Here is a 24,955-nt window from a genome sequence, read left to right as displayed (position 1 = left end):
TTAACTCACTGTCCATTTTTTTGTAGCAATTCCATTCCTTATGTATTAAAGGATACTTACTTAAGTGACACCCCAAAAAGTAGAATTATAGATATTAAATGTTTTAAAACACAAAATAATTATTGGAAGCGATATTTTCTATATATACATTCAGGGGTGCAAATAATAAATATCAGTTGGTTAAAGCATTACGGAATTTATCTCTATTTATACGGCATTTGGGTTATTCATGAAATAATCATGAGTACACTCATTTCTTAACAAATAATCCCATTTAAACTCGCAGTTAATGCCTGTAATCTAGGTGATGGCATTGGGTGTGTGTTAAAATGGGAATCACTAACCTAAACTTAACTTAAAAGCTAATTATGATTAGAAAGTTACTCATAACCTTTCTTTTTATGGTAACCTCTGTGGCTTTTGCTTTTGCACAGACAGGTACGCTAAAAGGAACGGTAACGGACGCAAAAACAGGTGACACAGTACCTGCAGCCAATGTTTTATTATTAAAAATAAACAAAGGAACTGCTACTGATGTTGATGGAAATTATTCAATATCCAATATCCCGGCCGGAAGTTATACTTTGCGTATAACATTTGTGGGATACAAAACATACTCAAAGGAAGTTACTATCTCTCCTAATGAAACTCTTGTTCATGATGCTGTTTTAGAAACAGATGCAGTTGGATTAGATGAAGTGGTAGTGACAGGTTATACTGAACAAAGTAGAAAACGATTGACAGGCTCAATAACCACTGTCCAAGCTGATGAACTTGAAAGCATACCGGTAGCAACATTTGAGCAAAAGCTTCAAGGGAAATCACCCGGAGTTTTTATAACAAGTGGTTCTGGTCAACCTGGTTCGTCCTCAACCGTTCGTATTAGAGGGTCAGCTTCAATAACTGGTAATAGTACTCCCTTATATATTTTAGATGGGGTACCAATCAGCCAAAATGATTTTACCTCGATTAACTCTAATGATATTGCCAGCATCTCAATTCTTAAAGATGCAAGTGCTACAGCACAGTATGGATCAAGAGGTTCAAATGGTGTTATAGTAATAAATACAAAAACAGGTAAAGCAGGCGATACACAAGTTAAATATTCAAGTCAGGTAGGGGTTTCAGTTTCTGGTGATCCCAAATTTGACATGATGAATACTGCAGAAAAACTTCAATTCGAAGAGATGTTAGAAACGGGAGCTGGATGGGCTTCTTCGGATCAAAACCCAAATGCTACCTTAGACCGTCAAGAACTGTTATCTCGTGACCGTGACTGGTCTGAAACATTTTTTCGGAAAGGTGTTTCAAAAGAACATGATTTGAGTGTTTCCGGAGGTAATGAAAATGCACGATACTTTGTTTCTGGTAGTATCTTTGAGCAAGAAGGGATAGGTATTCGTTCTGCCCTAGATAGATACTCGATGAGAGTTAACACTGATATAAATGCTACAGAAAATTTCTCATTAGGTTTTAAAGGACAAGGTGGGTACTCTGAGTCATCTTATATTGAATCAGAAGGATCAGTATCGCTGGCAAACCCATTTGCAGCTGCTTATCTCGCAAATCCATATGAGCGTTTAAAAGATGAGAATGGGGACTTAAATGTTGGCGCCGGTCAAACTGGAGCAAATTCATATGAGCGTCTGAAAAAAAATATTGATGACAGAGAAGAGATTAAGTTTGTAGGTAAAACCTATGCTTCATTTTTATTTAACAACTTTGAGCTTTCTCAAGAACTGTCAATTGATTATCGGGAGCGAGATTATACCAGATGGGTAGATCCCAATAGTTATGCAGGTCAAAATGTAGAGGAAGGTGGTGAAGGTTCATTAAATAACTTTACCAGTAAACTATCTGAGTTTAGAAGCTATTCTAGTTTAGATTACAGGAATAAATTTGCAGAAAAACATCAGGTAGACCTCCATCTCGGTAATGAATTTCTCAAAACTCATTATGATAGTTTTGGTAATACCGGTTTTGGCTTGAATGGAAAACTGGGAGCCACTCCTGCTAGTGTTACTCCGGGTAGTCCGAGTAACAATATGATTCCAACAATCAGTGGAGGAAAAAGCAAGAGTATTCTCTGGTCTGTCTTAGGTATGGTTGACTATTCTTTTGATGAAAAATATAATTTAAAAGCTACTCTTCGTCGAGATGGTTCTTCCCGTTTCGGATCCGGTAATAAATATGCCTTATTGTGGTCGTTAGGTGGTTCATGGATCGCTTCCAGCGAAGAATTTTTCTCAGATGTGGATTTCTTAGATAACTTGATTATTAGAGGTAGTTACGGGAAAACAGGTAACCAACTTGGTATCGGTAACTATCAAAGTATTTCTACGTTTAGAACGGGAAGTTATGCCGGGCAAGCAACTATTCGACCAAGTACACCGGGTAATCCACAGCTTAAGTGGGAGACTGCCTATAAAGCTAATATAGGGGTTGATTTTAGTCTTTTGGATAATCGGTTGTCTGGTACAGTTGAATTATATAACGAACGCACTACTGATCTCTTTATTGATCAAGAGCTTTCCAGAACATCAGGGTTTACAAGTACGGAGATTAATGCTGGCTCGATGCGTAATCGAGGAATTGAAGTAAGCCTAAGTGGAGATGTTATACAAACCACTAATACTCTTTTATCTCTAAATGCAAATTACTCATTAAATAAGAATGAGATTTTGGATTTAGGACAGGTAAACGAGTTCGAAACTGGTACTTCAATAATTCGCGAAGGCCTTCCAAAAGGTAGCCATTATGTTGTTAAATGGGCCGGTGTAGACCCCGCCACAGGTGCTCCTTTATATTATGATAAAGAGGGTAATGTAACTACTCAGTTTTCGAGTAGTGATGCTGTTGCTGAGCATGGAACGTGGTTACCGCCTGTTACTGGAGGATTTGGCTTTGACTTCTCTTGGAAAAATCTGTCTATCCGTTCTCAGTTTAATTATACCTACGGAAATAAGATATTTAACAACCAGTCTTACTTCCAGGAAAATCATGCGTTTTCCCAGTTCAATCAGCGTGAAATTATGCTGGATATGTGGCAAAAGCCGGGTGATGTTACTGAGATACAGTCAAATAAATATGCACGTCAATTTTCTTCAAAAGATATTGAAGATGGATCGTATTTACGGTTACGTAATGTGATGGTTTCTTATTCATTACCAACCAGCTTAATTGGAAAATATTTTGATAACGTCCGTCTATTTGTGCAAGGGCAAAATATTTATACTTGGACAGCATTTACAGGTTTTGACCCTGAAGAAGGAAATAATATTGCACAGTATTCGTACCCGCTTCCACGGATGTATACTGCAGGTATAGATATTAAATTTTAAAACGTATTTATGAATATTATGAGATATTTAAACAAACTATTAATACTGGCGTTGTTAGCTACTACTATTTGGTCGTGTGATGACCAGTTGACAACTTCGCCTTATGATTCAATTGATTCCAAGACAGCTTATGAAACAGTTGATGACCTAGAACAGGGAGCATTAGGTGCATACAATGCCATTTCTGGGGTGAATATTTATGGAATTAATGCTCGGATTACTGATAATTTGAGACGAGCTGATTCCAATACTGGTCAAGGAATGCAAATATTCAATCACAATATTATTGCCGGGGATGGTACTATCGGTGCTGCTTGGCTAAATGCATATATCGTGATTGATAGGGTTAATCGTTTATTAGCTGCTTCAGAAGAGTTTAATACTGAATCTACTGAGCAGGAAAATACCTTAAAACAGATAAGAGGTGAAATGCTTGCATTACGAGCATATCAGCATTTCGATCTTTTTCGAATGTTTGCAAGCTATGATAATAGCGGACCTGCCGTACCATATATGGTAGAATCTAAAGTAAGTAGTCCAGCTCGTACCCCTAAAGCTGAATTCTTTAATCTGTTGATAGAAGATATCGACAATGCAATTACTTTGTTGGGGCAGCAAGCAACAACCAATAATGACCGTCTTAACCTTCGTACGGTTCAAGGTTTGCGGGCCAGAGTAGCTCTTTACAGGAGTAACTGGTCAACAGCCATTGATTATGCAACACAGGCTATAGATAATCCGAACTCATCAGGTTTAACTTCGAGAAGTAATTATGCTGGTCTTTGGGATGATAGCATACAGGGAGAAGTAATGTTCAAACTGTTACGACCATTACCAAGTAGTGGTACCGTGGATATTTTCGAGCGTGCTTCTAATGATGATGTATTTTTCTATGCATCAAATGAATTGGCAAACCTGTATGATACTTCAGGAGATAATGATATTCGGTTCAATACATTTTTTGAAAGGATAGATTCTGAAACCGTTAAGGTAAATAAATATAATAAGCGAAACGGACAGAAGAATACTGCGGATATTAAAATGATGCGTATTTCTGAAATGTATCTTATTCGGGCAGAGGCATATGCACAGCCAGGACCTCAGCAAGACTTAACTGCTGCTGAAGATGACATAAAAGAGTTAAGGGCAAATCGTTATGATACTGTCCCTCAAACCTCATTTAGCGACTCTCAAGATGCCTTGGATACAATTCGATTAGAACGCCGTCTTGAGTTAGTGTATGAAGGTCATCACTTTTTTGATTTAAAAAGAGCGAATCTTCCTATTACAAGGATTCCTGCTGATATTGATGCACAGACAGCCTCTGATGGGTTGGCGGCAGACAGCTATAAGTTTGTGTTGCCGATTCCAATTGATGAGATATTTGCAAACGAAAATATTGAACAAAATCCTGGATATTAATTATGTATATTATTTCTAAATTAACACGTTTAGTTACAGCTACTCTCTTAGTAGCTGTAACATTGGTTAGCTGTGATGTCGTTGATTTCTCAGCAGATGCCGATACTTACGACGGAGAACTTCTCGTAAAGTTCAATAGTGATCAAATGACTTTGTTTGCCCAGCAAGACAAAGATGAGGAAACTATTGGGGTATCTGCATTAAAACCAGTTGGTGAAGATAAAACCTATAATTTTACAGTCGTTGATACGACCCTGGAAAATGGGACAGTTGCTGTAGAAGGAGAAGATTATGAATTAGCCTCAAATAGTTTCACTATCCCAGCTGATAGTACTATTGGCACTATTCCTATAACTCTTATTAAGGAAAGCTTAAAAGACAATCCCCAGCTTTTCTTAAAGATTACTTCAGAGAATGCTGCTGATTATAATGCTTTAGTAGAAATAACGCTACGGCAGTACTTTCCATACAACCAGCAAGAATGGGTTGGCGATTATAACCTCGTATACAATTGGTGGTTTGGGGATAGTAACCCACGGGTTGTATCTATTTCTGCTGATCCCGAAAATGATCAGGTCCTTACAGTCGAAAATATGTTAGGAACAGGTACAGACATTAAATTGAATATGGACGATTCTGATCCCGCAAACTTCACCGTCAGTTTTGATAAAGAAGTGGCTTGGGTTCATAGTTCATATGGAGATGTCAGAATGAAAGGTTCAGGTACATTTGATGCTGAAAATTATGTTATAAGCGCAGATGCTGAACATACTGTTTCTGCAGGAAGTTTTGGCAGTAATCCATTTACGTTGCAGAAAATTCAATAACTGATACACTCTATTGTGTGTAAATGGGGGGATGACCTGATTGGGTTATTCCCCTTTTTTATTTTTTTAAAATAGCTCTCCTCTCATTATACAATTCTGTTTGTCATAGAAGTACTGGCCATTAATTGTAAGACCTACTTTAAAACCACTTAACAATAACTATTCAAAAGATATTTTTATACATTTAAGCTTTTGTGGATATATGTGGTAATTTAGACTATCCCAATCAATAGTTAATGATTTTAAATTTTAGATAGATTAGATTAAATGAGCATTGGTGAACGGCGAACAAAAATAGTGTGTACACTTGGACCAAGTAGTAATACAGAACAGAAGATAGATGAGCTGGTTCGTAATGGGATGAATATTGCTCGTATTAACTTTTCGCACGGCACACATAAGCAGCACGAAGAGGTAATCAATAATTTGCGGAAAGTCGCAGATCGATATAACGTGAGCCTGCCCATTTTAGCAGATCTGCAAGGTCCCAAGATTCGTATCGGAACTATGAAAAATGGGGGACAAGAAGTTACGAAAGGAGATTATGTTACCTTGACAACAGAAGAGGTTGAGGGAACACCAGAAGTTGTTCCGGTTGACTATAAAGGCCTTGTCGCAGATGCGGTTGAAGGCAACAAACTATTGATTGATGATGGGTTGCTTGAGCTTAAAGTAATTAAGAAAAAGAAAGATAGCTTGATAGCTCAAGTGGTTGTTGGCGGATTGTTAAAATCCCGAAAAGGATTAAACCTGCCCGATGTAGATATTTCAATGGCTTCCCTCACCGAAAAAGATATTAAAGATTTAGAATTTGCTGTATCCAAAAGAGTAGACTATGTGGCCATGTCTTTTGTGCGTTCTGCAGATGATATCCAAGAGGTAATATCACGGGTACGGGCTGAGGGCTCAAATGCAGGGATTATTGCTAAGATTGAAAAGCCTGAAGCTGTTGAGGTTATTGATGAAATTATCGAAGAATCAACGGGTATTATGGTCGCTCGGGGAGATCTCGGAATTGAAATTGCCAGTGAAAAAGTACCATTGGTTCAAAAGAAAATTATTGATCGCTGTCGACAGGCCGGCAAACCGGTAATTACTGCTACCCAAATGCTCGACTCTATGATACAGAACCCAAGGGCAACCCGGGCCGAAAGCTCCGATGTGGCAAATGCTGTATTAGATGGAACGGATGCGGTGATGCTTTCAGGAGAAACAGCAGCAGGTGATTATCCTGTTGAGTCGATTAAAACAATGGATAAAATCTGTAGATCTGTCGAAAATAATGCTCCCCACTTATATAGTAGTCTTAGCTATCGTAAACCTGAATGGAAAGAGAAACAGGTGATTGAATCATTGGCATATTCATGTGTGATGTTAGCTGAGAATGTTGACGCAAAGGTAATTAGTACCATTACTCATTCTGGAAGTACAGCCCGACGCATTGCTAAATTTCGCCCTGGAGTACCCATTGTGGCGTTTACGGAGAGCAATAAGGTGAGAAGGCAGTTAGGCTTGGTTTGGGGCGTTCGACCTGTCAAGATTGATGAAATCTTTGATACAGATAAAAGTGTTAAACTGATGGAAGAATACCTGCAAAAGCACGGGCTTGTCAATAGTGACGAGCGCGTGATTATAGCAACAGGTATGCCGATTGCTAAGAGGGGGCGTACAAACATGATTAAAGTTAGTACCATTGATTAAATGTATCATCTACATAAATTTTTTGGGATGACTGGATAGACTACGGTCAAATTTTTTATAAGGCCTTAATACTCCACAATGAATTTTTATCACCGCTTATATACAATTAGTAAGCACTTCTTGATGCTGTCATTGGTGATGGTTTTTGCGACAGGCTGTGGAGGAACGCTTAAGAATTCGTGGCTAAATTTTAGAGCATATTACAATACCTATTATAATGCAGAACAAAATTATAGGGCAGGTTTAACCAAAGTTAAAAAGCAATCTGTTGAGATAAATCCTCAAGAGCCGGTTCGCGTTCATTCTCCAACAGTTCAAGCCGGGAATAATGATTTTAAAAAAGCTATTAAAAAAGGAGCCCGTATTCTACGCAAGTTTCCAGATTCAAAATGGTTGGATGATGCTTTACTGCTTATAGGGAAATCATATTATTACAGACATGAGTTTTATAGGGCATTACAAAAATTTGAGGAACTGTTAAATGCTTCGGAATCACCCAAGATGGAGCAAATTGCAATTATTTGGAAGGGGCGAACGCAACTTGAGCTAAAAAAATACAGTGAGGGCATCAGTTTTTTAAAAAGTGAGCTCGCCAACTACCCTGCTGACTGGTCTATAAGACAAAAAGCAGAAATAAATATTTTATTGGCCGAGCATTATGCAATGGTACAGAATTGGCAGCAAGCAGAAGAAATATTATCTGAGGCTATAACTAACTTAGAAAAGAAAAAAATCCTGGGCCGATCTTACTTTTTACATGGGCAGCTCTTAGAGAGGCTGGAACGCTACGGTGAAGCATTTTATGCCTATTCACAGGTGTCTGAGCATTTTCCAAATTTTGAATATGTCTACTGGGCAGGGGTTAAACAGGGCGATGTAGCCAGGAAAATGGGGAACCTCTCACAAGCCATTTCTATATACACCAGATTACGCCGGGACGACAAAAATTATGAACGAATTGATGAGCTAAACTTTAAGATCTCTCGAACTATTGAAATGAAGGGAGGGATTTCAGTAGCGGAGCAGAGTTACAAAAGAATATTATCTAAAAACTCGATACCAAGAACGCTGAAGGGGAAAATATACTTTCGGCTGGGTAAGATCTATAGCAATTTTTATGAGAAATTTGATGTTGCCGCGGCATATTTTGATTCTTCTTCTGCAATGGGAAGTCAACAACAAACCGGTAAAAATGGATTGGCGGCACAGACATTAGCAGAGGCATACGGTGACTATACACAGTTACAACATAAAGTAGCACATACCGATAGTTTATTGTGGCTGGGATCATTGTCGCCCGAGCAACTAGATTCAGTAATTTCTGAGAAGAGAGAACGAAAACGTAGAGCATTATTAAAAAAAAGAGATAATGCTAAAGCTGAAAGGTTAATAAACAGGGGTATATCCAGCTCCAAAAATAATAATGAAACCCGGTCATCTATCCATGGTTTTTTAAACCATAAAAACAATGAGCTTATTGCTCGTGGGAAAAAGGAATTTCAAATTATTTGGGGTAACCGCCCGCTAACTGATAACTGGCGCCGGATTCAAGCTGTTGGGCAATCACGGGATGAGGTGTTTGCCGGGGATTCTAAACAGGAGAATCAATTAACAGCCACCTTGGATACTGACAAGAGGGCAGGCTTAAATATTGATATTAGTGAAATACCTCAGACAAAAAAAGCCAAAAAGAAACTAAGAAAAGAACAAGCCACTGCCCTATATGAAATGGGAAATCTACTATTTATGAATTTGGGAATGCCAGACAGTGCAAGCAGTTACTTTCGTAAAGTAATTGCCAGTGGAGTAAATGCTGACCTTCGGCCCCGTGCAATGTACTCTTTGTATGAAATTTATAACACCGAGGGCCAAACTGATAGCCTAAAATATTGGAGAAGTCGGATTCTAAAAGAATATCCGCAATCAAGGTATGCTTATATAATTCGTTCCGGTAACAGAAAGGCTGACAGCGAATATGTTTCTGATTCAACAACAGTAAGGTTGAAAGAGCAGTATCATCAGCTTATATCATCTGAGAAGAAGGTTGCGCCGGGGCAGTTGCGAAGGCTGGCTTTATCCCATCGCTCATCAAAAATGGCCCCGTATATTTATTACCAGGCAATAAAGAGATATGCCCGTCAAGCTCGTACCGTGTCAGATTCCATCTCCTCAGGGGAGAGAGCTTTTATTGATAGCACCCGATTCGACACTACGTTACCGGTTATTGATGTTGATTCTACACGAGATGAATTGGAGAATACTTATTGGGACAGTGTGCGAATAGCCGTGCACGAATTTGATACTACTTTTACCAATGCGAAACAACGTTCAAAAGTAAAACAGTTGAAATCGTTCTTAGAAAATAGAAGGGCAAAAGAAGAGAACGTGGCAACCTGTGAAGAGTTCGGGCTCTCACTTACAATTAAACCCAACATGCAGGCCTTTTTGTCAAAAGTCAATTTTCCTGATGAGTTAAAGGGGCGTTCACTGTCCGGTGAGGTTACATACTCTTTTCTAGTAGATCAGAAGGGCAATATTGAATCATATAAACTTATGTCAAATAGAACTTCTTTGGGGATAGAAGAAGCTTTTGAAAAGGCTTTTGATGAAAACTTACAGTTCAAAGCTTTTGAAAGTGAAGAAGTTCCTCTGCAACTTAGATGTACAAAAACTTTTCCTATTCAGCAGTAGTCGCAGTAACAAGCTGATGGATGGAGCTTATATTAAGTTCTTTCATCTGTTGAACAAGTTGTCTGTTGATTGATTTTATGAGTCCGGGTCCTTCATAGATTAAACCGGTGTAAACTTGTAACAGGTCGGCGCCGGCAAGAATCATTTTTAGTGCGATATCAAAAGAGTCAATGCCACCCACCCCAATTATTGGTTTTTGGCCGTTGGTAGCTTCACTAATCCACTCAACAACCTGGATGCTTTTGGGAGCAATGGGGCTTCCGCTGAGTCCGCCTCGACCAATTTTCTTTAGTATTTTTGCGTCAGTAGTGAGTCGGTCTCTGCCAGAAGAAGTATTACATGCCACATAGCCGTGTACACGATGGTTCTCGCATACCTCAAGTAAGCTGAGTAATTCCTGTTTTGTGAGATCAGAGGAAAATTTGATGAGGGTAGGAACCAGTCGGGCATCTTCTCGTATTTCTAATGCAGAAAGCAGTTCATCGAGAGCGGCTGTATCTTCAAAGGTTTTACCTTCACTGGTATTAGGACAAGAAATATTGACGGTAATATAGTCAGCTACTTTTTTGGCCTCATTGAAACTGTGAACATAATCCCGGATCGCCAAGTCTCCCATTATATTGGGATCATGAGTTTTAGCAACATTCACGCCCAGTGGAATAGATAGTTGCTTGTTTTTAAGACGTTTTATGATGGTCTTGGCTCCATCGTTATTGAGGCCCATCCTGTTTATTAACGCATGGTCTTTGGGCAATCGAAAAACACGGGGCTTGGGATTGCCAGTACTGGGATTCCCCGTAATGCTGCCAATTTCCACAAAACCGAAACCAACAGCGTCCATAATTTCGGGGATCTCCCCATTTTTATCGAAGCCGGCAGCCAATCCCATGGGGTTGCCAAAATCCAGCCCCCATAGCTGTTGGTTTAGCATGGGAGATTGGTACCCATAAATAACGCTTGCCAACGCCTTTAGCATGGAACTCCGAGAGGCGGTTTGGGCGAACTTGTGTATTGCCGTATGTGCCTGTTCTGCATCAAGCTGAAACAGGAGTGGTTTTACCAACGAATTATAAATCATAAAATAAAGCCGTATATTTTTTTACTGCTGATAAAGTAAAGAGCTTATCACTAAGAACGAAATTTTAACCGATTCCGAATTTTTTCATGCCATTTACCTCGCTTTCAGCTGTTGAGGCCTATTTAGAGCAGATTCCCAAGTTTAAATCTGTAGGCTCATCCGGGGCCGACTTTAACCTGGAAAGGTTTAAAAGCTTCTGTGAAAGCATCGGCGATCCCCAAGACAAGTTCTCTTCAATCCATGTAGCGGGTACCAACGGTAAGGGAAGCACCTGCCGCCTGTTAGAGAGTGTCTACCGGCACGCCGAATGTAAGGTAGGCGTGTATACTTCTCCGCATATTCATCGGTTTACCGAGCGTTTTATCGTCAATGGAAATGAGATATCAGAAGACGAACTCACACTTTTTTTTAACTCCTTTCGTGAGAATATAGAAAAGTATAAACTCACCTATTTCGAAATAAGTACAGCAATTGCCTTTTGGTGGTTCGCCAGGGCTAAGGTTGATCTTGGTATCATTGAAGTTGGGCTTGGCGGGCGGCTAGACGCTACCAATGTCATTAGCCCCCTGGTAAGTGTCATCACCAGTATTTCGTTGGACCATACGGATATTTTGGGAGAAACTATTCATGAAATTGCGTATGAGAAAGCCGGTATTATTAAATCGGAAACACCGGTGGTAACGGGCGACTTGCCCGAGGAAGCACAAGAAAAGGTTCTGCAAATTGCACAACAAAAGGGCAGTTCGGTGAACAAAATTGATAACCTTCAACCGCGAAGCAGGGGGCAAGGGGTATATCAAATTTCAACAGAGCAAAAAGAGATAACTTTTGACACTTCGTTGCTGGCACCGGTGCAGTCTAAAAATATTGCTATAGCATGGCAGGTTGTGCAATTATTGGATCGGCACTTCCCGATTTCTTGCGAAGAGTTTAAAAAGGGGATTAATAGTGCTGAGTTAGGTCTGGGGCGCTTTAATCGGCTGCTAGAATCTCAACAATGGTATTTCGATGGTGGGCATAACCTTGAGGCAGTACGGGCGTTAAAACAAGCCGTATGCCGTGTAGGTGATCTCGAGGAAACAACACTGGTATTATCATTATTGGAAGATAAAGTAAGGCCAAAAATCATGGAAGAGTTTTCAGAATTCAGAAATATCTATTATTATCAGTTAAGCCTTGAACGGGCGGCTAGTTTTGACGATATTAAACAATGGTTACCTCAAGTAACACCCTTCTCGGACAAACATCGTCAGACGCTTTTTAACAACGATTTTAATTCGGAATTAGTAATTTTTGCAGGAAGTTTTTACTTTTATGCAACGGTTCGGGAATGGGTTCAAGATTTGTATAACCGTTAATTCTTCATATCTACCTGAATTGCTCCCTTTATCGCAGCGTAGATCAACTCTCTATACAGCTTAGTGATAAGATTGTATAACTTTTTTTATTCATCGCAACTCAACTAAATATTTAGAAGTAGAATATTATGTCGGATTATCAAACCGATGGAGTTTCCCTCGAAGAGATTGATACTCTTCATGAAAAAACTGTTAAGGAACTTCGTAATTTAGCACAAATACAGGGCCTCTCTTCTGTTTCAGGACTGAGAAAACAAGAACTTATTGATCGAATCACTCAGTCAGTACGTGATAAAGCACGAGCTCGCGGTGAACTTGATCAAAATTCAGATAATACTGGCGGCAACAGAAATGGCCGTACGCGCAATCGTTCTGAAGGGGCAGACAATAAGAGTAAGAAAAAGAAGAAGAGTGTCCACGATATTCTTCCCGAATCTGATGCTGATACTCTTGAAGAACGACTGGCAGAGATTCAGCCGCAATTAGGGCCCTATTTGATCCAGGAAGGAACACTTGAGATTTTGCCGGATGGATATGGATTTCTGCGTTCTGTGAACTACAACTACAAAGCCAGTCCGGATGACATTTATGTATCTCCTTCACAGATAAAACGCTTCCGGCTTAAACAGGGCGATTGTGTGATAGGTATTATTCGCCCACCCAAAGTAGGAGAGCGTTATTTTGCCCTGCTTCGTGTTGATGGGGTAAATGGAAAGATTCCCCGGGATATGGACAATCGCGAAGACTTTGAAGATCTGTTGCCTATCTATCCCGAAGAGCGGTTTACGCTGGAACACAATCCTACAGAATATACAACTCGTGTTCTGGATCTTTTCTCTCCGCTTGGTAAGGGCCAGCGTGGCCTTATTGTTGCCCAGCCTAAAACGGGTAAAACCACTATTCTCCGCAATATCGCGAATGCCGTCAATCAAAATAATCCGGAAACAAAGGTGATTATTCTGTTGATTGATGAGCGCCCGGAAGAGGTTACGGAGATGGAGCGCAATGTAGATGATGCTGAAGTAGTGGCTTCTACTTTTGATGAGAAACCGGAAAATCATATTGGGTTGTCGGAGATCGTTTTCGAAAAGACCAAACGATTGGTCGAAAGTGGCCATGATGTGTTGGTGCTGATGGATTCAATCACGCGTTTAGCACGAGCTTACAATATTTGCCAGCCTTCTTCGGGTCGAACAATGTCTGGCGGTGTGGATTCTGAAGCACTTAAAGCGCCGCGACAACTGTTTAGCTCGGCCAGGAATGTGGAAGGCGGGGGTAGCCTTTCTATTTTGGCTACGGCTCTTGTGCAAACAGGTTCTCGGATGGATGATCTTATCTTTGAAGAATTCAAAGGTACCGGTAATATGGAGATCGTATTAGATCGTAACTTATCTGAACGACGTATCTATCCGGCAGTGGATATTTTTAAGAGTGGGACCCGACGAGAAGAACTTATTGTGCCTGAAACAGAGCACGAAAAAGTGGTGTTATTGCGGCGTTACCTCAATCGTATGAACGCATTCGAGGCAATGGAGTTTGTGCTGGATAAAATGAAAGGAACCGAAGATAATGAAGAGTTCTTAATTTCAATGAATAAATAAAGGGATTGGATATAGCAGGCTTAAATCGGTCTGTAATAGTTCCTTGTTTATTATTAGATCAAAATATAGGCGTATCCTTTCAAAACTAGCCGGGCAAAGCTTCAACAAGGAGTTAAAAAGGGAGGTCGCATATGCCTGTTGTTAGCCTTTGAAGGGAATGTCGCCCAAGATAAATCGTTTATCCTCATCCCGTATAAGCCGGCCTGCGCGCCCAAAGGTAGAGTGATAAAAAAGAAGAATGGCCTCTTCTTTGTAGGCTTTATTTAGTAGATGTACCTTTTCTCTTTTTACATCAAGCTCATTGGTATCTTTAGTACTCACCTTGTGGTGGTTTAACTGTGTTGAAGAGGGAACAAGATCACCCAGAAAATAGGCAATTTCTCCGTCACTCTTGATTTTAATAATTTGATGACCCGGGGTATGTCCGCCTGTTTGTATGATCCGCAGCCCATCGATAATTTCATTTGTTTGGCCGGTTAAAAAGTGGATATATCCATCTGCGACCAGCCGATAAAACTCATCGAGTTGATAGTTGGTATCATAAAATGCTGAATTGACATCTACTTGGCTAAGCGCATATTCCCATTCTTTTTGGTGAACATAATACTGCGCATTTGGGAAAGTAGGCTGTGTCTGTTGGTTTTCATCCGTGTAGGAGCTACCGGCTACATGGTCGTAATGAAGATGACTTAAAAATACGTGGGTAATATCTTCAGGAGTGAGCTCAAAAATGGCCAAGTTGGTACAGATATTAGAAATATTAGAATAGCTGCTACCGGCGTCTAGTCCCCATCCCAAACCGGTATCCAACAAAATGTTATAATCCCCTTTTTGGAGCAGTACCGGATTGATGCCAACCTCCAGATGTGTCTGGGTAATCGCATTTTCAATATCCGATGAGCTGCTCACCTCATTAAGGGATCTGTTGATATGCCCATCCTTGAAGATCTCAAACCGACCCTCGCTAAGCAATTCAACAGTATAAGATCCTATCTGCATATTTTTTTATTGAATGTTAATATCATATGGGAAAAAGAGCAGGGCATCTCGGTGTTTCAATATTGATAGGTGTTCCTGCATCTTTTGTGTCATCGGGTTAGTAAACCACTGTTCGCCGATTATAGCTTTGGCCTGTGCACCTGCCGATCCCATAAGAACGTCATAAAATGACTTTTGTTTGGGATATTGGTCCAGTGAGTAATTATCAATACCAGACTCCTCGGCCGCCAACTGCAGGGCTCTGTCAAGTCCACCCAGCTCGTCTACCAATCCCTGTTCAAGAGCCGCAGCTCCGGTCCATACACGTCCCTGGGCTACTTCATCAGCTTCTTCAAACGATAAATCTCGACCCTTAGCTACTTTATTTACAAACGTACGGTAGAATGTGTCTATATATTGTTGAAAGGCTTTTTGTTCAGCCGATGTGAATTCACGAGTTTGCGTAAGCCAATCGGCATGGTCATGAGATTTTACCTCATCAAAAGTGAGCCCCAACTTATCATTGAAAAGCTGCTTCATATTAAACTTAGTCCCAAAAACCCCGATAGAGCCGGTAATAGTAGTAGGTTCGGCCACAATTTTATCTCCGGCAATAGCTATGTAATATCCACCGGAAGCTGCTACATTTCCCATCGAGATAATAACAGGCATTTCTTTTTGAGTCTCTTTTAACATGCGCCAAATAAGATCAGAAGTACTTCCTGAACCACCGGGGCTGCTAATACGAACCACAAGTGCTTTTACGTCATCGTCATCGCGAATATCTTTGAGCTGTTCTTGGAAAAAGTCAGTGGTTATTAAATCCTGGTTACCGAAAGGAGAATCAGAGAAAGTATTGGGGACAATAGGTCCATTAGCGTGAATGACAGCAATTTTATTAGAAGTTGAGGAGGAGCTAATACCTGCAGATGATTTTGATACCTTCGCATACCTGCTGTTGGATACGGTCTGCAAAGAACTACTTTCTTTAACACCGATCTGTTTTTTGATATGGGTCTCAACTTCATCAGGGTACATCAGCGAATCAATAAACTGTTGTTCATATCCAAACTGTGCGGTAAGGGTAGGAGTGCCATTCAAGAGTTCATTGAGCTGGGGAATAGATTTCCCGCTTTTACTACTTGTAGCACTTAAAAATGTTTGACTTACCTGCCCAATAATTTGGCTCATCTGATACTCATTCTCTTCGGACATCTCTTTGCGGTAGTAGGGCTCTACTGCTCCCTTATATTTACCATGCCGGGTAATTTCTGTTTCAATACCAAGCTTCTCAAAAGCACCGTCATAGAACGTAACTTGGCTGAAAAAGCCATCGAACTCAAAGAAAGATTCCGGGGGAGAAAAGACCGAGTCGGCAGCGGTTGCCAGGTAATATCCTTTTTCATTATATCCGATGTCGTTTGTGCTGGCGTACACAAATTTATCCGAACTGTCTCGAAATGATCGAATCATCTTATGAGCTTCTTGAAGGTTTGCCCATCCTTCGCCCATAAAATCGATTTCTAACCAAACACCGGCAATGTTATCATGGGCTTCAGCTTTTGACAAATTTTCTTTTAATGTTTCAAGGGACACCTTATTATTCCGCTCTGGATTCATGAGCTCGTCAATAGGATTGGAAGAAGTCTTGGTAGGCAGAGCCCCGCTCATAGAAATTTTTAAAACCGAGTTGCTTCTAATATAAGGTTCGGGTTCTTCGGCGGTACTGGATATTGTAATTAACCCAATAAAGAATATGAGAACGAATGCAAGGAGTATTCCAAGGGTTGAAGCAATAAGCGTCTTAAAAAATTTCATGATGAGTGTCTAAGAATTGTTCAGAATTAAATGACCTAAAGTCATGTTAGACCAAGGTTACGTTAAATCTTTCAATATGTTATTAAAAGTGAGCAATATAAACAATGTCTAAACAGGATATTATCATTGTCGGTTCTGGCCATAATGGGTTGGTAACAGCGTGTTATTTAGCGAAAGAGGGATATACTGTTACCGTAGTTGAGCGTCAAGAGCAATTGGGAGGTGCAGTTAGTACCGAAACCATGTTTCAGTCCGAAGAATATCCGCGGGGCTTTCGAATGGATGTGGGCTCTTCTGTGCATATAATGATTCACCAAACGGGTATCTTAGAAGAGTTGGAGCTTGAAAAGTACGGTCTGGACTATATTGAGATGGATCCGATTATGTCGTACCCTTTGCCTGATAGAAAAGGGGTTATTCACTTTTTTAAGGATCTTGAAAAGACGCTCGATTCTATTGCTAAGGTTGCTCCCGAAGATGTGGAGAATTATCGGCAATTTGTGAAATTTTGGGGACGGATTAATGAGGGGGTGCTAAAAGCATTTATGGTTCCGCCCAGCGGTAAAAATATTGTTACCGAGCTGGCCAAAGGTCAGATACGCAATGGGTCAATGTTCGAGAAAGGAGAGCAAGCGAATGGGTTGCAAAAAATATTCAGTAGTTACGGTAAGGTTGTGGACGATGCATTTGAAAGTGATTATTTGAAGTCGGCTATTATGTGGTTTGCAGCTCAGTCGGGACCAACCCCGGACCATCCTGCAACGGGGGATTTTGCCGGCTGGCAGTCGATGTTACACCAGAGTGGGGCCAAGCATCCAAGAGGGGGCAGTGGGATGCTGACACAGGCAATGGCAAGCTTTTTAGAGGCCCATGGGGGCAAGGTTATCACCGGTTCACCTGTCGAACGTATTCTAATTGAAGACGGTAGCGCTGTTGGGGTAAAAACAGCAGATAATGAATATCGTGCAGATACAGTAGTTTCAAATGCGCACGTGCAAACAACGATGATGAAGTTGGTAGGACGTGACTATTTGCCTTCTTCGACCTATCAGAAGGTGGAAAATATCAATGTAGGAAATGGTTTTGGGATGGTAATCCGTTGTGCGGTTGAAGAGTTGCCGCGTTATACGGCCTGTCCTGATGATCCATATGTACACAACGGGATGCAGCTTTTGGCTCCTTCGGTGCAATATATGAATAATGCTATTGGAGATTATCTACAGAAAAAGCCGCCTGAAGATCCGGCTGTTCTCGCTATGACTTTTTCAAATATAGATCCTGATGTTGCACCCAGTGGAGGACATACGCTGTTTGCCTGGGCCCAGTGGCATCCCTATGAATTGCAGAATGGGTTACATTGGGATGATATTCGGGAGCAAGAAGCACAAAAGATTTATGATGTAGTTACAAAATATGCTCCCAATATGGAGGGTAAGCTCATCGATTGGTATATCCAATCGCCATTGGATATTGAACGCAAGCATGGGCTACTTAAAGGAAATGTGATGCATGTTGAGATGAGTTTTGACCAGATGTTTATGTTTCGTCCTATTCCCGAAATGAGCGAATATAAAACTCCAATAGATAATTTATATCTCTCTTCTGCTTCCTGTCATCCCGGGGGAGGAGTATTTGGCGCAGCAGGTTATAATGCCGCTAAAGTTATTTTAGAAGATTTAAAGCCAACCTGGTTTAATTTTTAAATTGATTTATGATTCAGAAGTCAAATTCTACCGTTAGTGTAAACCTTTCGACTATTGGTTCAAATATTGAAACCTTAAGTACCCATGTTCAAGATAATGTTCGGATTATGGGGGTTGTAAAGGCGGATGCTTATGGACATGGAGCCACAGAAGTAGCGGAATATATTCAGCCTCAGGTTGATGCTTTTGCTGTTAATGATATCGAGGAAGGTATTGAATTACGCGAGCATGGGATATCAAAGCCGATCTTGGTTTTTGCCGTTCCGGAAAAAAGGTTTGTGACAGAATATCGCGTGCATAATTTAACAGCTACAGTAAGTGCTATCGAACACTTTGATTGGCTACCGGCTGGGACTTCATATCATTTAAATTTTGATACCGGTATGGGAAGACTGGGGTTTCTTCCGGAACAAGTGGAAACAGTCGCAGAGCTAGTTGATAACAATGCAGATCTTTTTTGTACCGGGGTTTATAGCCATCTTGCTACGGCCGATACAGCCGGTTCAGAGCGTGTGATTCGGCAATATAAATTGGTAAAAAAAATACGATCTTATCTTAATCAAGAATTAACGATTCATATTGCCAATACCGGGGGAACTGTTTTTTATGATTTTGACCAGTTCAGTATGGTGCGTTTAGGCATTGGTATGTATGGTTATGCACCGGGTGATTCTGTTATAGAAGGCATTCAGCCAGCTCTAACGTGGAAATCCAGGTTAGTACAGGTGAAAAAGATTCAGGCAACGGATGCAATTAGTTATGGTGCCGAGTGGCAAGCTCCCCAAGATGGATATATAGGAGTTATCCCTGTCGGTTATGAGGATGGTATTAAACGCAATCTATCGGGCAATCTTACTGTTCTAATTGGGGGAAAAAGGTATGACGTTGTTGGCAATATCACTATGAATTTTTGTATGGTCTACCTACGTAGCGATCAATATTCTGTGGGAGAAAAGGTTGAACTGTTGTTCCAAGGAAATACAGCAAAGGAATGGGCCCAAAAGGTGGGCACCATTCCCTATGAAATATTGACTAGTATAAACCCTAAGATTCCAAGAACCTATATATCTTGAGTTATAGAATTTCTTCTAGCTCAATATCAAAACGTAAGGTATCATTCCGCAAGTTATAGCCACTTGTCCCTTCTTGAGCATCTCCATAACCCAAGGAAGGCGGTATGATGACTACTCGTTTTCCGCCTTCGCGCATGTCAAGTAAAGCTCTTCGAAATCCTTCAATAAGGGGGGATATTGGTCCACTCGGTCCTTTTTTGTCTGTTGGGGTCAGATTTCGTAGAATACCGGGAGTAGTTCTTTCATTTTTATAGGTGGTATCAAAGATCTCACCTATGCTTCCATTTTCAATTTTACGTCCTGTATAATAAACGGCAATTTGACTCTTGATGTTCGTTTTGAAGTCCCCAACCCCTTCTTTAATAATGTAGACTTTTAAACCATCTTCCGTTGTATAGGAACTATCAGCTTTAGATAGGTCATATGGTTCTGGGGCATTGAAAGTTACCTGGAACGGATTTTTTTCATCTCCACAACCTTGTAAAAAAAGTATTGCGCAGAATGTTGTGATCAATAAGAAAGTTCTATTAAATAACCGCATTGAATTCTTCTTTGTAACGTTGAATTTTATTTAACTAATTTAGTGACGATTCTGAAAATAGATTACAAAATGGTGTAATCTATTTTATTGATTGGGATCTGCAAAAAACTATGCAAGTAGTTAAAAATACTGCATTTGTTAAGAGTTAAAAACAAAAAACTTGCGATCTTCTAGTTTTTTTATCCATTACCAAACGCTTTTTCCAGTGATTTGTTGCGCTTCCTAACACCAATGCCGCTAATCCAAATAGAAAGCTGGAACAGTAGTATCAGGGGGATCGCAATAAGAACCTGTGAAACAGGGTCGGGGGGAGTCAGGAAAGCTGAAAGGATAAAGCAGGTAATAATAGCGTGCCGCCGGTAGGTTTTTAAAAATTCGGGGGTAAGAAGTCCAAATTTGGATAAAAAATAGCTAATAACCGGTAACTGGAAAATGAACCCACAGGAGAGCACCCACATTGTTAATGAGCTAAAGTATTCGTTGATATCGAAATCGTTGTGGATAGCATCGGAAATTTGAAACTGACTAAAAAACTGTAGAGCAAATGGCACAAGAATGAAATAGCCGAAAGCTACGCCCAACAAAAAGAAGAAAGTAATGAAAATAGTATGACCTACTGATTTCCACTTCTCAGCCCGGTCCATTGCAGGCTCAACAAAAGACCAAACCTGGTAGAAAAAGAGGGGAGAGCCCACGATAATGCCAAAGACGATGAGGGTACCCCAGTAAGTAAAAAACTGGCCGGGTAATTTACGGCTTTGAATAGTGAGGTCAATGGCCTCAATACCCAGAAGCTTGTAAACAAAAAAGTCGGATTGGGTAGGCCCAAGCATTACTTCGTCAACAAGAAAATCTCCTAAAAAGAATGCGATGATAATACCAATGCCTACTCCTGATAGACCTTTTATGATCCGCCACCGCAATTCTTCGAGGTGGTCTAGAAAAGACATGTTGGCGGTCCGGTCCTTTGGCGATGTTGCCTTCGGTGGATCTTCGGTCATAATTTCACGTTTCTGCACTGCAATAATTGATTAGGTCAAAAGAACTATGAATGTAAGAAAAAAAGCGTATAATTTTTATTTTTTCCGTATCGATTCTTCGATTTCAACATAGTTGATAATCAGCAGAATTTGTTTGAATTGACAATATTTTCTGGCAACTTATATAAAACAGTCAAAGAACTCTTAATTTTCAGTAAACGTACATTACCATGAATTTTGGAGCACCGGAAATTCTCATCATTCTTGTTGTAATTATTTTATTCTTTGGTGCCAGAAAGATACCTGAGCTAGCCCGCGGTATTGGACAGGGAATAAGTGAGTTCCGAAATGCGACTGAAGATTCTGAGAAAGAGCTTGATGAAGATTCCTCAGAATCGACAGATCACACAAAGTAGATTAGGCTGTTACAAAATCATAAAGTGGGAAACGATCACACATCTCTTCAACTTCGTGCTTCGTTTTTTCAATAACAGCCTCGTTTTCCGGATCTTGTAGTACCTGATCTATAAGCTGGGCAACGCGCTTAAACTCTTCTTTCCCAAATCCACGGGTTGTCATAGCTGGTGATCCTATACGGATACCGGAAGTTACAAATGGACTTTCGGTATCGAAGGGTACCATGTTTTTGTTCAGTGTAATTTTAGCTTCTTCGAGGGATTCTTCGGCTATTTTTCCTGTTAAGCCTTTGTTTCGCAGGTCGATAAGGATGAGATGGTTGTCGGTTCCACCGCTTACCAGGTTATATCCCATTTTGGAAAAGGTTTCGCCCATCACCTGAGTGTTCTCCTGAACTTGCTTTTGGTAGTCGGTAAAATCATCGCGTAAGGCCTCTTCAAAAGAAACGGCTTTTGCTGCTATTACATGCATCAGGGGACCGCCTTGCGTTCCGGGGAATACCGCTGAGTCTAATACTTCGCTCCATTGCTTGGTACGTCCGGATTTTCGTGCTTCAACACCCAGAGTATTCTTACCGTCTTCTCCCAATAGTATCATACCACCACGAGGGCCGCGTAATGTTTTATGAGTGGTGGTAGTTACAACATGACAGTGGGGGAGTGGGTTATTCAGTAATCCTGTTGCAATAAGGCCTGCGGTGTGTGCCATATCCATCCACAAGTAGGCGCCTACTTCATCGGCAATTTCACGAAATGCTTTGTAATCCAGATCGCGAGGATAAGCTGAGGCCCCAATGGAAATAAGTTTGGGCTGTACCTCTTTTGCCTTTTTTCGTACTTCATCCATGTCGATATGGCCGGTTTCTTTGTCGACTCCATAGAACTCGGAGTTGTATAGAATTCCGGAAAAGTTCACATGCGATCCATGTGTAAGGTGGCCGCCGTGTGAAAGATCTAAGCCCAGTAATGTTTCTCCCGGTTCCATGAAGCTAAGATACACTGCAGCATTGGCTTGGGCACCGGAATGGGGTTGTACATTAACCCATTCGGCATCAAATAGTTCTTTGGCACGTTCTTGAGCTATCTTCTCAACCTTGTCAACAACTTCACAGCCTCCATAATAGCGTTTGCCCGGCAGCCCTTCGGCATACTTATTAGTAAGGGTTGAACCCATTGCTTCCATGACCGCACGAGAAGCAAAATTTTCGGATGCGATAAGTTCTAAATTATTATTTTGGCGTTTTTTCTCTTCCGAGAGCAGGTCAAAAATAGTGGGGTCTTGTTCCGAGAGTGATTTCATGGAATACTATTTGTTTTCGGTTAAATCGTGGATTTTATTAACTCTTCGTTCATGGCGCCCGCCGTCAAATTCTGTGTCAACCCAGGTTGTAATAATTTTCTTTAGTTCTTTGTTGTCTAACCTGCGTCCGGGAAGGCATAATACATTTGCGTTATTATGCTGGCGAGTCATTCTGGCTGAATTTTCATCATATACAAGAGCGGCACGTACATTTTTAAACTTATTGGCCGTCATGCACATGCCTTGTCCTGACCCGCAAACCAAGATGCCAAGGGCGTGTTCGCCGCCATCAACTTTATCTGCTACTTGAATAGCATAATCCGGATAGTCGACGGATTCATCGGAGTGGGTACCAAAATCAACAGGCATGTGGTCGAGATCTTCTAGTATTTTTTTAACTTTTTCTTTGGCCTCATATCCTGCATGATCGCTAGCAACTGGTATGATCATAATTATATTTTAGTGTTGAAAATATATGTGTACTTAATATCAGTAAATTACACCTCATTGGAAAGTCGCAAAAGCCTTCTGGGAGAGAGTTTTTTTTAACGACCAAAGGTTAAGGCATAAACGAGTATATTTGTACCCATCTGTAGTGCCTTCTGCCGAATAGGTTCCGGATCTTTATGAACTTTGGGATTGGCCCAGCCATCGGCCAGGTTCGATTCGTAGGTGTAGAAAAGCACAAGCCGACCGTCGCGAAATACGCCAAACCCTTTTGGTGGTTTGCCATCATGTTTATGAATCTTTGGCAGTCCATTTGGGAAATCAAACACCTGATGATAGATCGGATGATCAAAGGGGATTTCTACTAACTTTTCATCAGGGAATACTTTCTTAATTATTTGTCGGAAGTGGTCATCAAGACCATAATCATCATCAATGTAGAGAAATCCGCCATTCTCCAGATACTTTCGTAGATTGGCGGCTTCAGACTGGTTGATAGTAATAGTGCCATGGCCGGTTATAAAGGCAAAAGGGTACTCAAACAGATCGGGACTACCAATCGGGATATCATCATAATCAGGATTGATACCGATAGGAATTTGTTGCGTGCTGAACTTCGCAAGATTACTGAGCGAAGAGGGATCGTTATACCAATCGCCGCCACCCCGGTATTTAATTCGGGCCAGCTTAAAAGCATCAGCATCTTGGGCTTGTACCGCAGGTAGGTTCCCTGCCATGAACAATCCTAACACCAAAATAGTAAGCGTATTCCGCAGATTCATGATCCGTTGGATTGATCGGGTTTTGAAATTACAACTTGGTTTGTATCACTTGCCATACTGCCGAAAATACCAATTCCACCGCTGATGTTATAATTGATATTTTGGATTTCTCCAGGGGATAAGGTGCTTCCTCCGGTTTGCACGTCTTGAGAGCGCAGAAAGTCATACATATTATTGTCAATGGCATTGGCCACAACATTATTGGTATCATAAAATGCAATGGCCAGCCAGGGAACAGTTAACTGGATGTTATTATTTTCGTTTCGGTCATAATTCTTTTCGTTGATAATACCTGAAGAATTGATGTAAAAGTCTTCAATTTCGGAATCCCCATTTAGTACCTGGTCCATATAAAAGGGAGTTAAACTTGCGGTATCGGGATTGACAGCGTTGACGGTAAAAATATAATAAGCTTGTCGATTGGTAAGGTATTGGCTGGGGGTGGTTATTACTTCAATCTGCTGTGAGCCCTGGTACATATACTCCTCTTGCAGTTCGTTAACCGTTTTAAAATTACCCGGCACAAAGGTGGTAGCTGTTATTTCATCTCCCTTATCAGTGGTAATATGGAGCCCATACAGCTGATGATCTTGGACGGTAATGCTATTTTGTGGTTTATATATGCCGCTTTCTTGCTCCAGGTAAGCATAGGTTTCTGCGACGGATGAATCGGGGGTTAAACGCCGAACTTCTACATTGGCATTGCTAACAGTATTGTCTTCAAATTTGTACTTTTTACTAATGGGAGAGGTGGTCGAAAGTCTAACCTTCGGCAGTTCATCTCCTGCAACCAGGTAAGACTCTACAACATAGTTCTCTTGATAGCTGTCTTGTTCATAGAGCGCACAACCAGATAGTAGTATTATTGCAAAAAATAAGAGTGATAACTTCTTCATGT

At 40.7% G+C, this 24,955-nt stretch carries 19 protein-coding genes; 10 read left to right on the top strand and 9 right to left on the bottom strand.

Going from position 1 to position 24,955, the window contains the following annotated elements; translation table 11 throughout:
* The first annotated feature begins 368 nt into the window (after positions 1-368).
* The 5 genes from G3569_RS05870 to porW all read left to right on the top strand — a co-directional run bounded on the left by G3569_RS05870 (position 369) and on the right by porW (position 9,982).
* Positions 369-3,341, top strand: coding sequence for a SusC/RagA family TonB-linked outer membrane protein (locus G3569_RS05870; protein WP_165267021.1), 2,973 nt, complete (start codon positions 369-371; stop codon positions 3,339-3,341).
* Positions 3,342-3,350: 9 nt separating this feature from the next.
* Positions 3,351-4,763, top strand: coding sequence for a RagB/SusD family nutrient uptake outer membrane protein (locus tag G3569_RS05865; protein WP_165267019.1), 1,413 nt, complete (start codon positions 3,351-3,353; stop codon positions 4,761-4,763).
* Between the two features lie 2 nt (positions 4,764-4,765).
* Positions 4,766-5,590 (top strand): DUF4843 domain-containing protein, encoded by an 825-nt coding sequence (locus G3569_RS05860; protein ID WP_165267017.1) that lies wholly within the window; start codon positions 4,766-4,768, stop codon positions 5,588-5,590.
* A 267-nt stretch (positions 5,591-5,857) separates the two neighbouring features.
* Positions 5,858-7,291, top strand: coding sequence for a pyruvate kinase (gene pyk / locus G3569_RS05855; RefSeq protein WP_165267015.1), 1,434 nt, complete (start codon positions 5,858-5,860; stop codon positions 7,289-7,291).
* 78 nt (positions 7,292-7,369) lie between these two features.
* Positions 7,370-9,982, top strand: coding sequence for a type IX secretion system periplasmic lipoprotein PorW/SprE (porW, locus tag G3569_RS05850; protein ID WP_165267013.1), 2,613 nt, complete (start codon positions 7,370-7,372; stop codon positions 9,980-9,982).
* Here porW and G3569_RS05845 read toward each other — a convergent pair.
* Positions 9,969-11,060 (bottom strand): quinone-dependent dihydroorotate dehydrogenase, encoded by a 1,092-nt coding sequence (locus G3569_RS05845; RefSeq protein ID WP_205720047.1) that lies wholly within the window; start codon positions 11,058-11,060, stop codon positions 9,969-9,971. The two genes, porW and G3569_RS05845, sit on opposite strands and share 14 nt — an antisense overlap.
* An 86-nt stretch (positions 11,061-11,146) precedes the next feature.
* Between G3569_RS05845 and G3569_RS05840 the strand changes: the two genes are divergently transcribed.
* Complete coding sequence (locus tag G3569_RS05840) at positions 11,147-12,418, top strand: bifunctional folylpolyglutamate synthase/dihydrofolate synthase (protein WP_165267011.1); 1,272 nt, start codon at positions 11,147-11,149, stop codon at positions 12,416-12,418.
* A gap of 128 nt (positions 12,419-12,546) precedes the next feature.
* Positions 12,547-14,019, top strand: a complete 1,473-nt coding sequence (rho, locus tag G3569_RS05835; RefSeq protein ID WP_165267008.1) for a transcription termination factor Rho — start codon at positions 12,547-12,549, stop codon at positions 14,017-14,019.
* Positions 14,020-14,160: 141 nt separating this feature from the next.
* On the opposite strand, the gene G3569_RS05830 is transcribed toward rho, so the two are convergent.
* Together G3569_RS05830 and sppA are read right to left on the bottom strand one after the other, a co-directional pair.
* A complete protein-coding gene (locus G3569_RS05830) occupies positions 14,161-15,018 on the bottom strand; it encodes an MBL fold metallo-hydrolase (protein ID WP_165267006.1) in 858 nt (285 codons plus the stop codon).
* 6 nt (positions 15,019-15,024) lie between these two features.
* On the bottom strand, positions 15,025-16,815 hold the full coding sequence (gene sppA / locus G3569_RS05825; RefSeq protein ID WP_165267004.1) for a signal peptide peptidase SppA: 1,791 nt from the start codon (positions 16,813-16,815) through the stop codon (positions 15,025-15,027).
* Positions 16,816-16,919: 104 nt separating this feature from the next.
* Here sppA and G3569_RS05820 point away from each other — a divergent pair, with 104 nt between their 5' ends.
* Positions 16,920-18,518: a phytoene desaturase family protein gene (locus G3569_RS05820; protein ID WP_165267002.1), complete on the top strand. Its 1,599-nt coding sequence runs from the start codon at positions 16,920-16,922 to the stop codon at positions 18,516-18,518.
* Positions 18,519-18,526: 8 nt separating this feature from the next.
* Positions 18,527-19,591, top strand: coding sequence for an alanine racemase (gene alr, locus G3569_RS05815; RefSeq protein ID WP_165267000.1), 1,065 nt, complete (start codon positions 18,527-18,529; stop codon positions 19,589-19,591).
* Between the two features lies 1 nt (position 19,592).
* Here alr and G3569_RS05810 read toward each other — a convergent pair whose 3' ends face one another.
* Together G3569_RS05810 and tatC are read right to left on the bottom strand one after the other, a co-directional pair.
* Complete coding sequence (locus G3569_RS05810; RefSeq protein WP_165266998.1) at positions 19,593-20,132, bottom strand: FKBP-type peptidyl-prolyl cis-trans isomerase; 540 nt, start codon at positions 20,130-20,132, stop codon at positions 19,593-19,595.
* 179 nt (positions 20,133-20,311) lie between these two features.
* The gene (gene tatC, locus G3569_RS05805; protein ID WP_350356550.1) at positions 20,312-21,151 is read right to left on the bottom strand and encodes a twin-arginine translocase subunit TatC; all 840 of its coding nucleotides are present in this window, start codon (positions 21,149-21,151) and stop codon (positions 20,312-20,314) included.
* Positions 21,152-21,342: 191 nt separating this feature from the next.
* On the opposite strand from tatC, the gene G3569_RS05800 reads away from it, so the two are divergent.
* Positions 21,343-21,528, top strand: a complete 186-nt coding sequence (locus G3569_RS05800; RefSeq protein WP_165266996.1) for a Sec-independent protein translocase subunit TatA/TatB — start codon at positions 21,343-21,345, stop codon at positions 21,526-21,528.
* 1 nt (position 21,529) lies between these two features.
* Here the strand turns inward: G3569_RS05800 and glyA are convergent, their stop codons facing one another.
* From glyA to G3569_RS05780, 4 genes are all read right to left on the bottom strand, one after another.
* Complete coding sequence (gene glyA, locus G3569_RS05795) at positions 21,530-22,828, bottom strand: serine hydroxymethyltransferase (protein ID WP_165266994.1); 1,299 nt, start codon at positions 22,826-22,828, stop codon at positions 21,530-21,532.
* A 6-nt stretch (positions 22,829-22,834) separates the two neighbouring features.
* A complete protein-coding gene (rpiB, locus tag G3569_RS05790) occupies positions 22,835-23,278 on the bottom strand; it encodes a ribose 5-phosphate isomerase B (protein WP_165266992.1) in 444 nt (147 codons plus the stop codon).
* A 95-nt stretch (positions 23,279-23,373) separates the two neighbouring features.
* A complete protein-coding gene (locus G3569_RS05785) occupies positions 23,374-24,057 on the bottom strand; it encodes a DUF4159 domain-containing protein (RefSeq protein WP_165266990.1) in 684 nt (227 codons plus the stop codon).
* Positions 24,054-24,953 (bottom strand): DUF4249 family protein, encoded by a 900-nt coding sequence (locus tag G3569_RS05780; RefSeq protein WP_165266988.1) that lies wholly within the window; start codon positions 24,951-24,953, stop codon positions 24,054-24,056. The genes G3569_RS05785 and G3569_RS05780 overlap by 4 nt, the downstream gene beginning before the upstream one ends.
* Between the last annotated feature and the right edge of the window lie 2 nt (positions 24,954-24,955).

It is taken from the genome of Fodinibius halophilus (genome assembly GCF_011059105.1).
GTDB classification, from domain to species: domain Bacteria; phylum Bacteroidota; class Rhodothermia; order Balneolales; family Balneolaceae; genus Fodinibius; species Fodinibius halophilus.
Note: the sequence above shows the minus strand (reverse complement) of the source record. Positions and strands in the feature narration are given on the sequence as shown.

Bases quoted from the DNA above. Each gene is read 5' to 3' on its own strand.
- rho (WP_165267008.1), top strand. From the start codon at position 12,547: ATGTCGGATTATCAAACCGATGGAGTTTCCCTCGAAGAGATTGATACT.
- porW (WP_165267013.1), top strand. From the start codon at position 7,370: ATGAATTTTTATCACCGCTTATATACAATTAGTAAGCACTTCTTGATG.
- G3569_RS05800 (WP_165266996.1), top strand. From the start codon at position 21,343: ATGAATTTTGGAGCACCGGAAATTCTCATCATTCTTGTTGTAATTATT.
- glyA (WP_165266994.1), bottom strand. From the start codon at position 22,828: ATGAAATCACTCTCGGAACAAGACCCCACTATTTTTGACCTGCTCTCG.
- G3569_RS05820 (WP_165267002.1), top strand. From the start codon at position 16,920: ATGTCTAAACAGGATATTATCATTGTCGGTTCTGGCCATAATGGGTTG.
- pyk (WP_165267015.1), top strand. From the start codon at position 5,858: ATGAGCATTGGTGAACGGCGAACAAAAATAGTGTGTACACTTGGACCA.
- G3569_RS05845 (WP_205720047.1), bottom strand. From the start codon at position 11,060: ATGATTTATAATTCGTTGGTAAAACCACTCCTGTTTCAGCTTGATGCA.
- rpiB (WP_165266992.1), bottom strand. From the start codon at position 23,278: ATGATCATACCAGTTGCTAGCGATCATGCAGGATATGAGGCCAAAGAA.
- G3569_RS05780 (WP_165266988.1), bottom strand. From the start codon at position 24,953: ATGAAGAAGTTATCACTCTTATTTTTTGCAATAATACTACTATCTGGT.
- G3569_RS05865 (WP_165267019.1), top strand. From the start codon at position 3,351: ATGAATATTATGAGATATTTAAACAAACTATTAATACTGGCGTTGTTA.
- alr (WP_165267000.1), top strand. From the start codon at position 18,527: ATGATTCAGAAGTCAAATTCTACCGTTAGTGTAAACCTTTCGACTATT.
- G3569_RS05785 (WP_165266990.1), bottom strand. From the start codon at position 24,057: ATGAATCTGCGGAATACGCTTACTATTTTGGTGTTAGGATTGTTCATG.
- G3569_RS05810 (WP_165266998.1), bottom strand. From the start codon at position 20,132: ATGCGGTTATTTAATAGAACTTTCTTATTGATCACAACATTCTGCGCA.
- G3569_RS05830 (WP_165267006.1), bottom strand. From the start codon at position 15,018: ATGCAGATAGGATCTTATACTGTTGAATTGCTTAGCGAGGGTCGGTTT.
- G3569_RS05860 (WP_165267017.1), top strand. From the start codon at position 4,766: ATGTATATTATTTCTAAATTAACACGTTTAGTTACAGCTACTCTCTTA.
- G3569_RS05840 (WP_165267011.1), top strand. From the start codon at position 11,147: ATGCCATTTACCTCGCTTTCAGCTGTTGAGGCCTATTTAGAGCAGATT.
- G3569_RS05870 (WP_165267021.1), top strand. From the start codon at position 369: ATGATTAGAAAGTTACTCATAACCTTTCTTTTTATGGTAACCTCTGTG.
- sppA (WP_165267004.1), bottom strand. From the start codon at position 16,815: ATGAAATTTTTTAAGACGCTTATTGCTTCAACCCTTGGAATACTCCTT.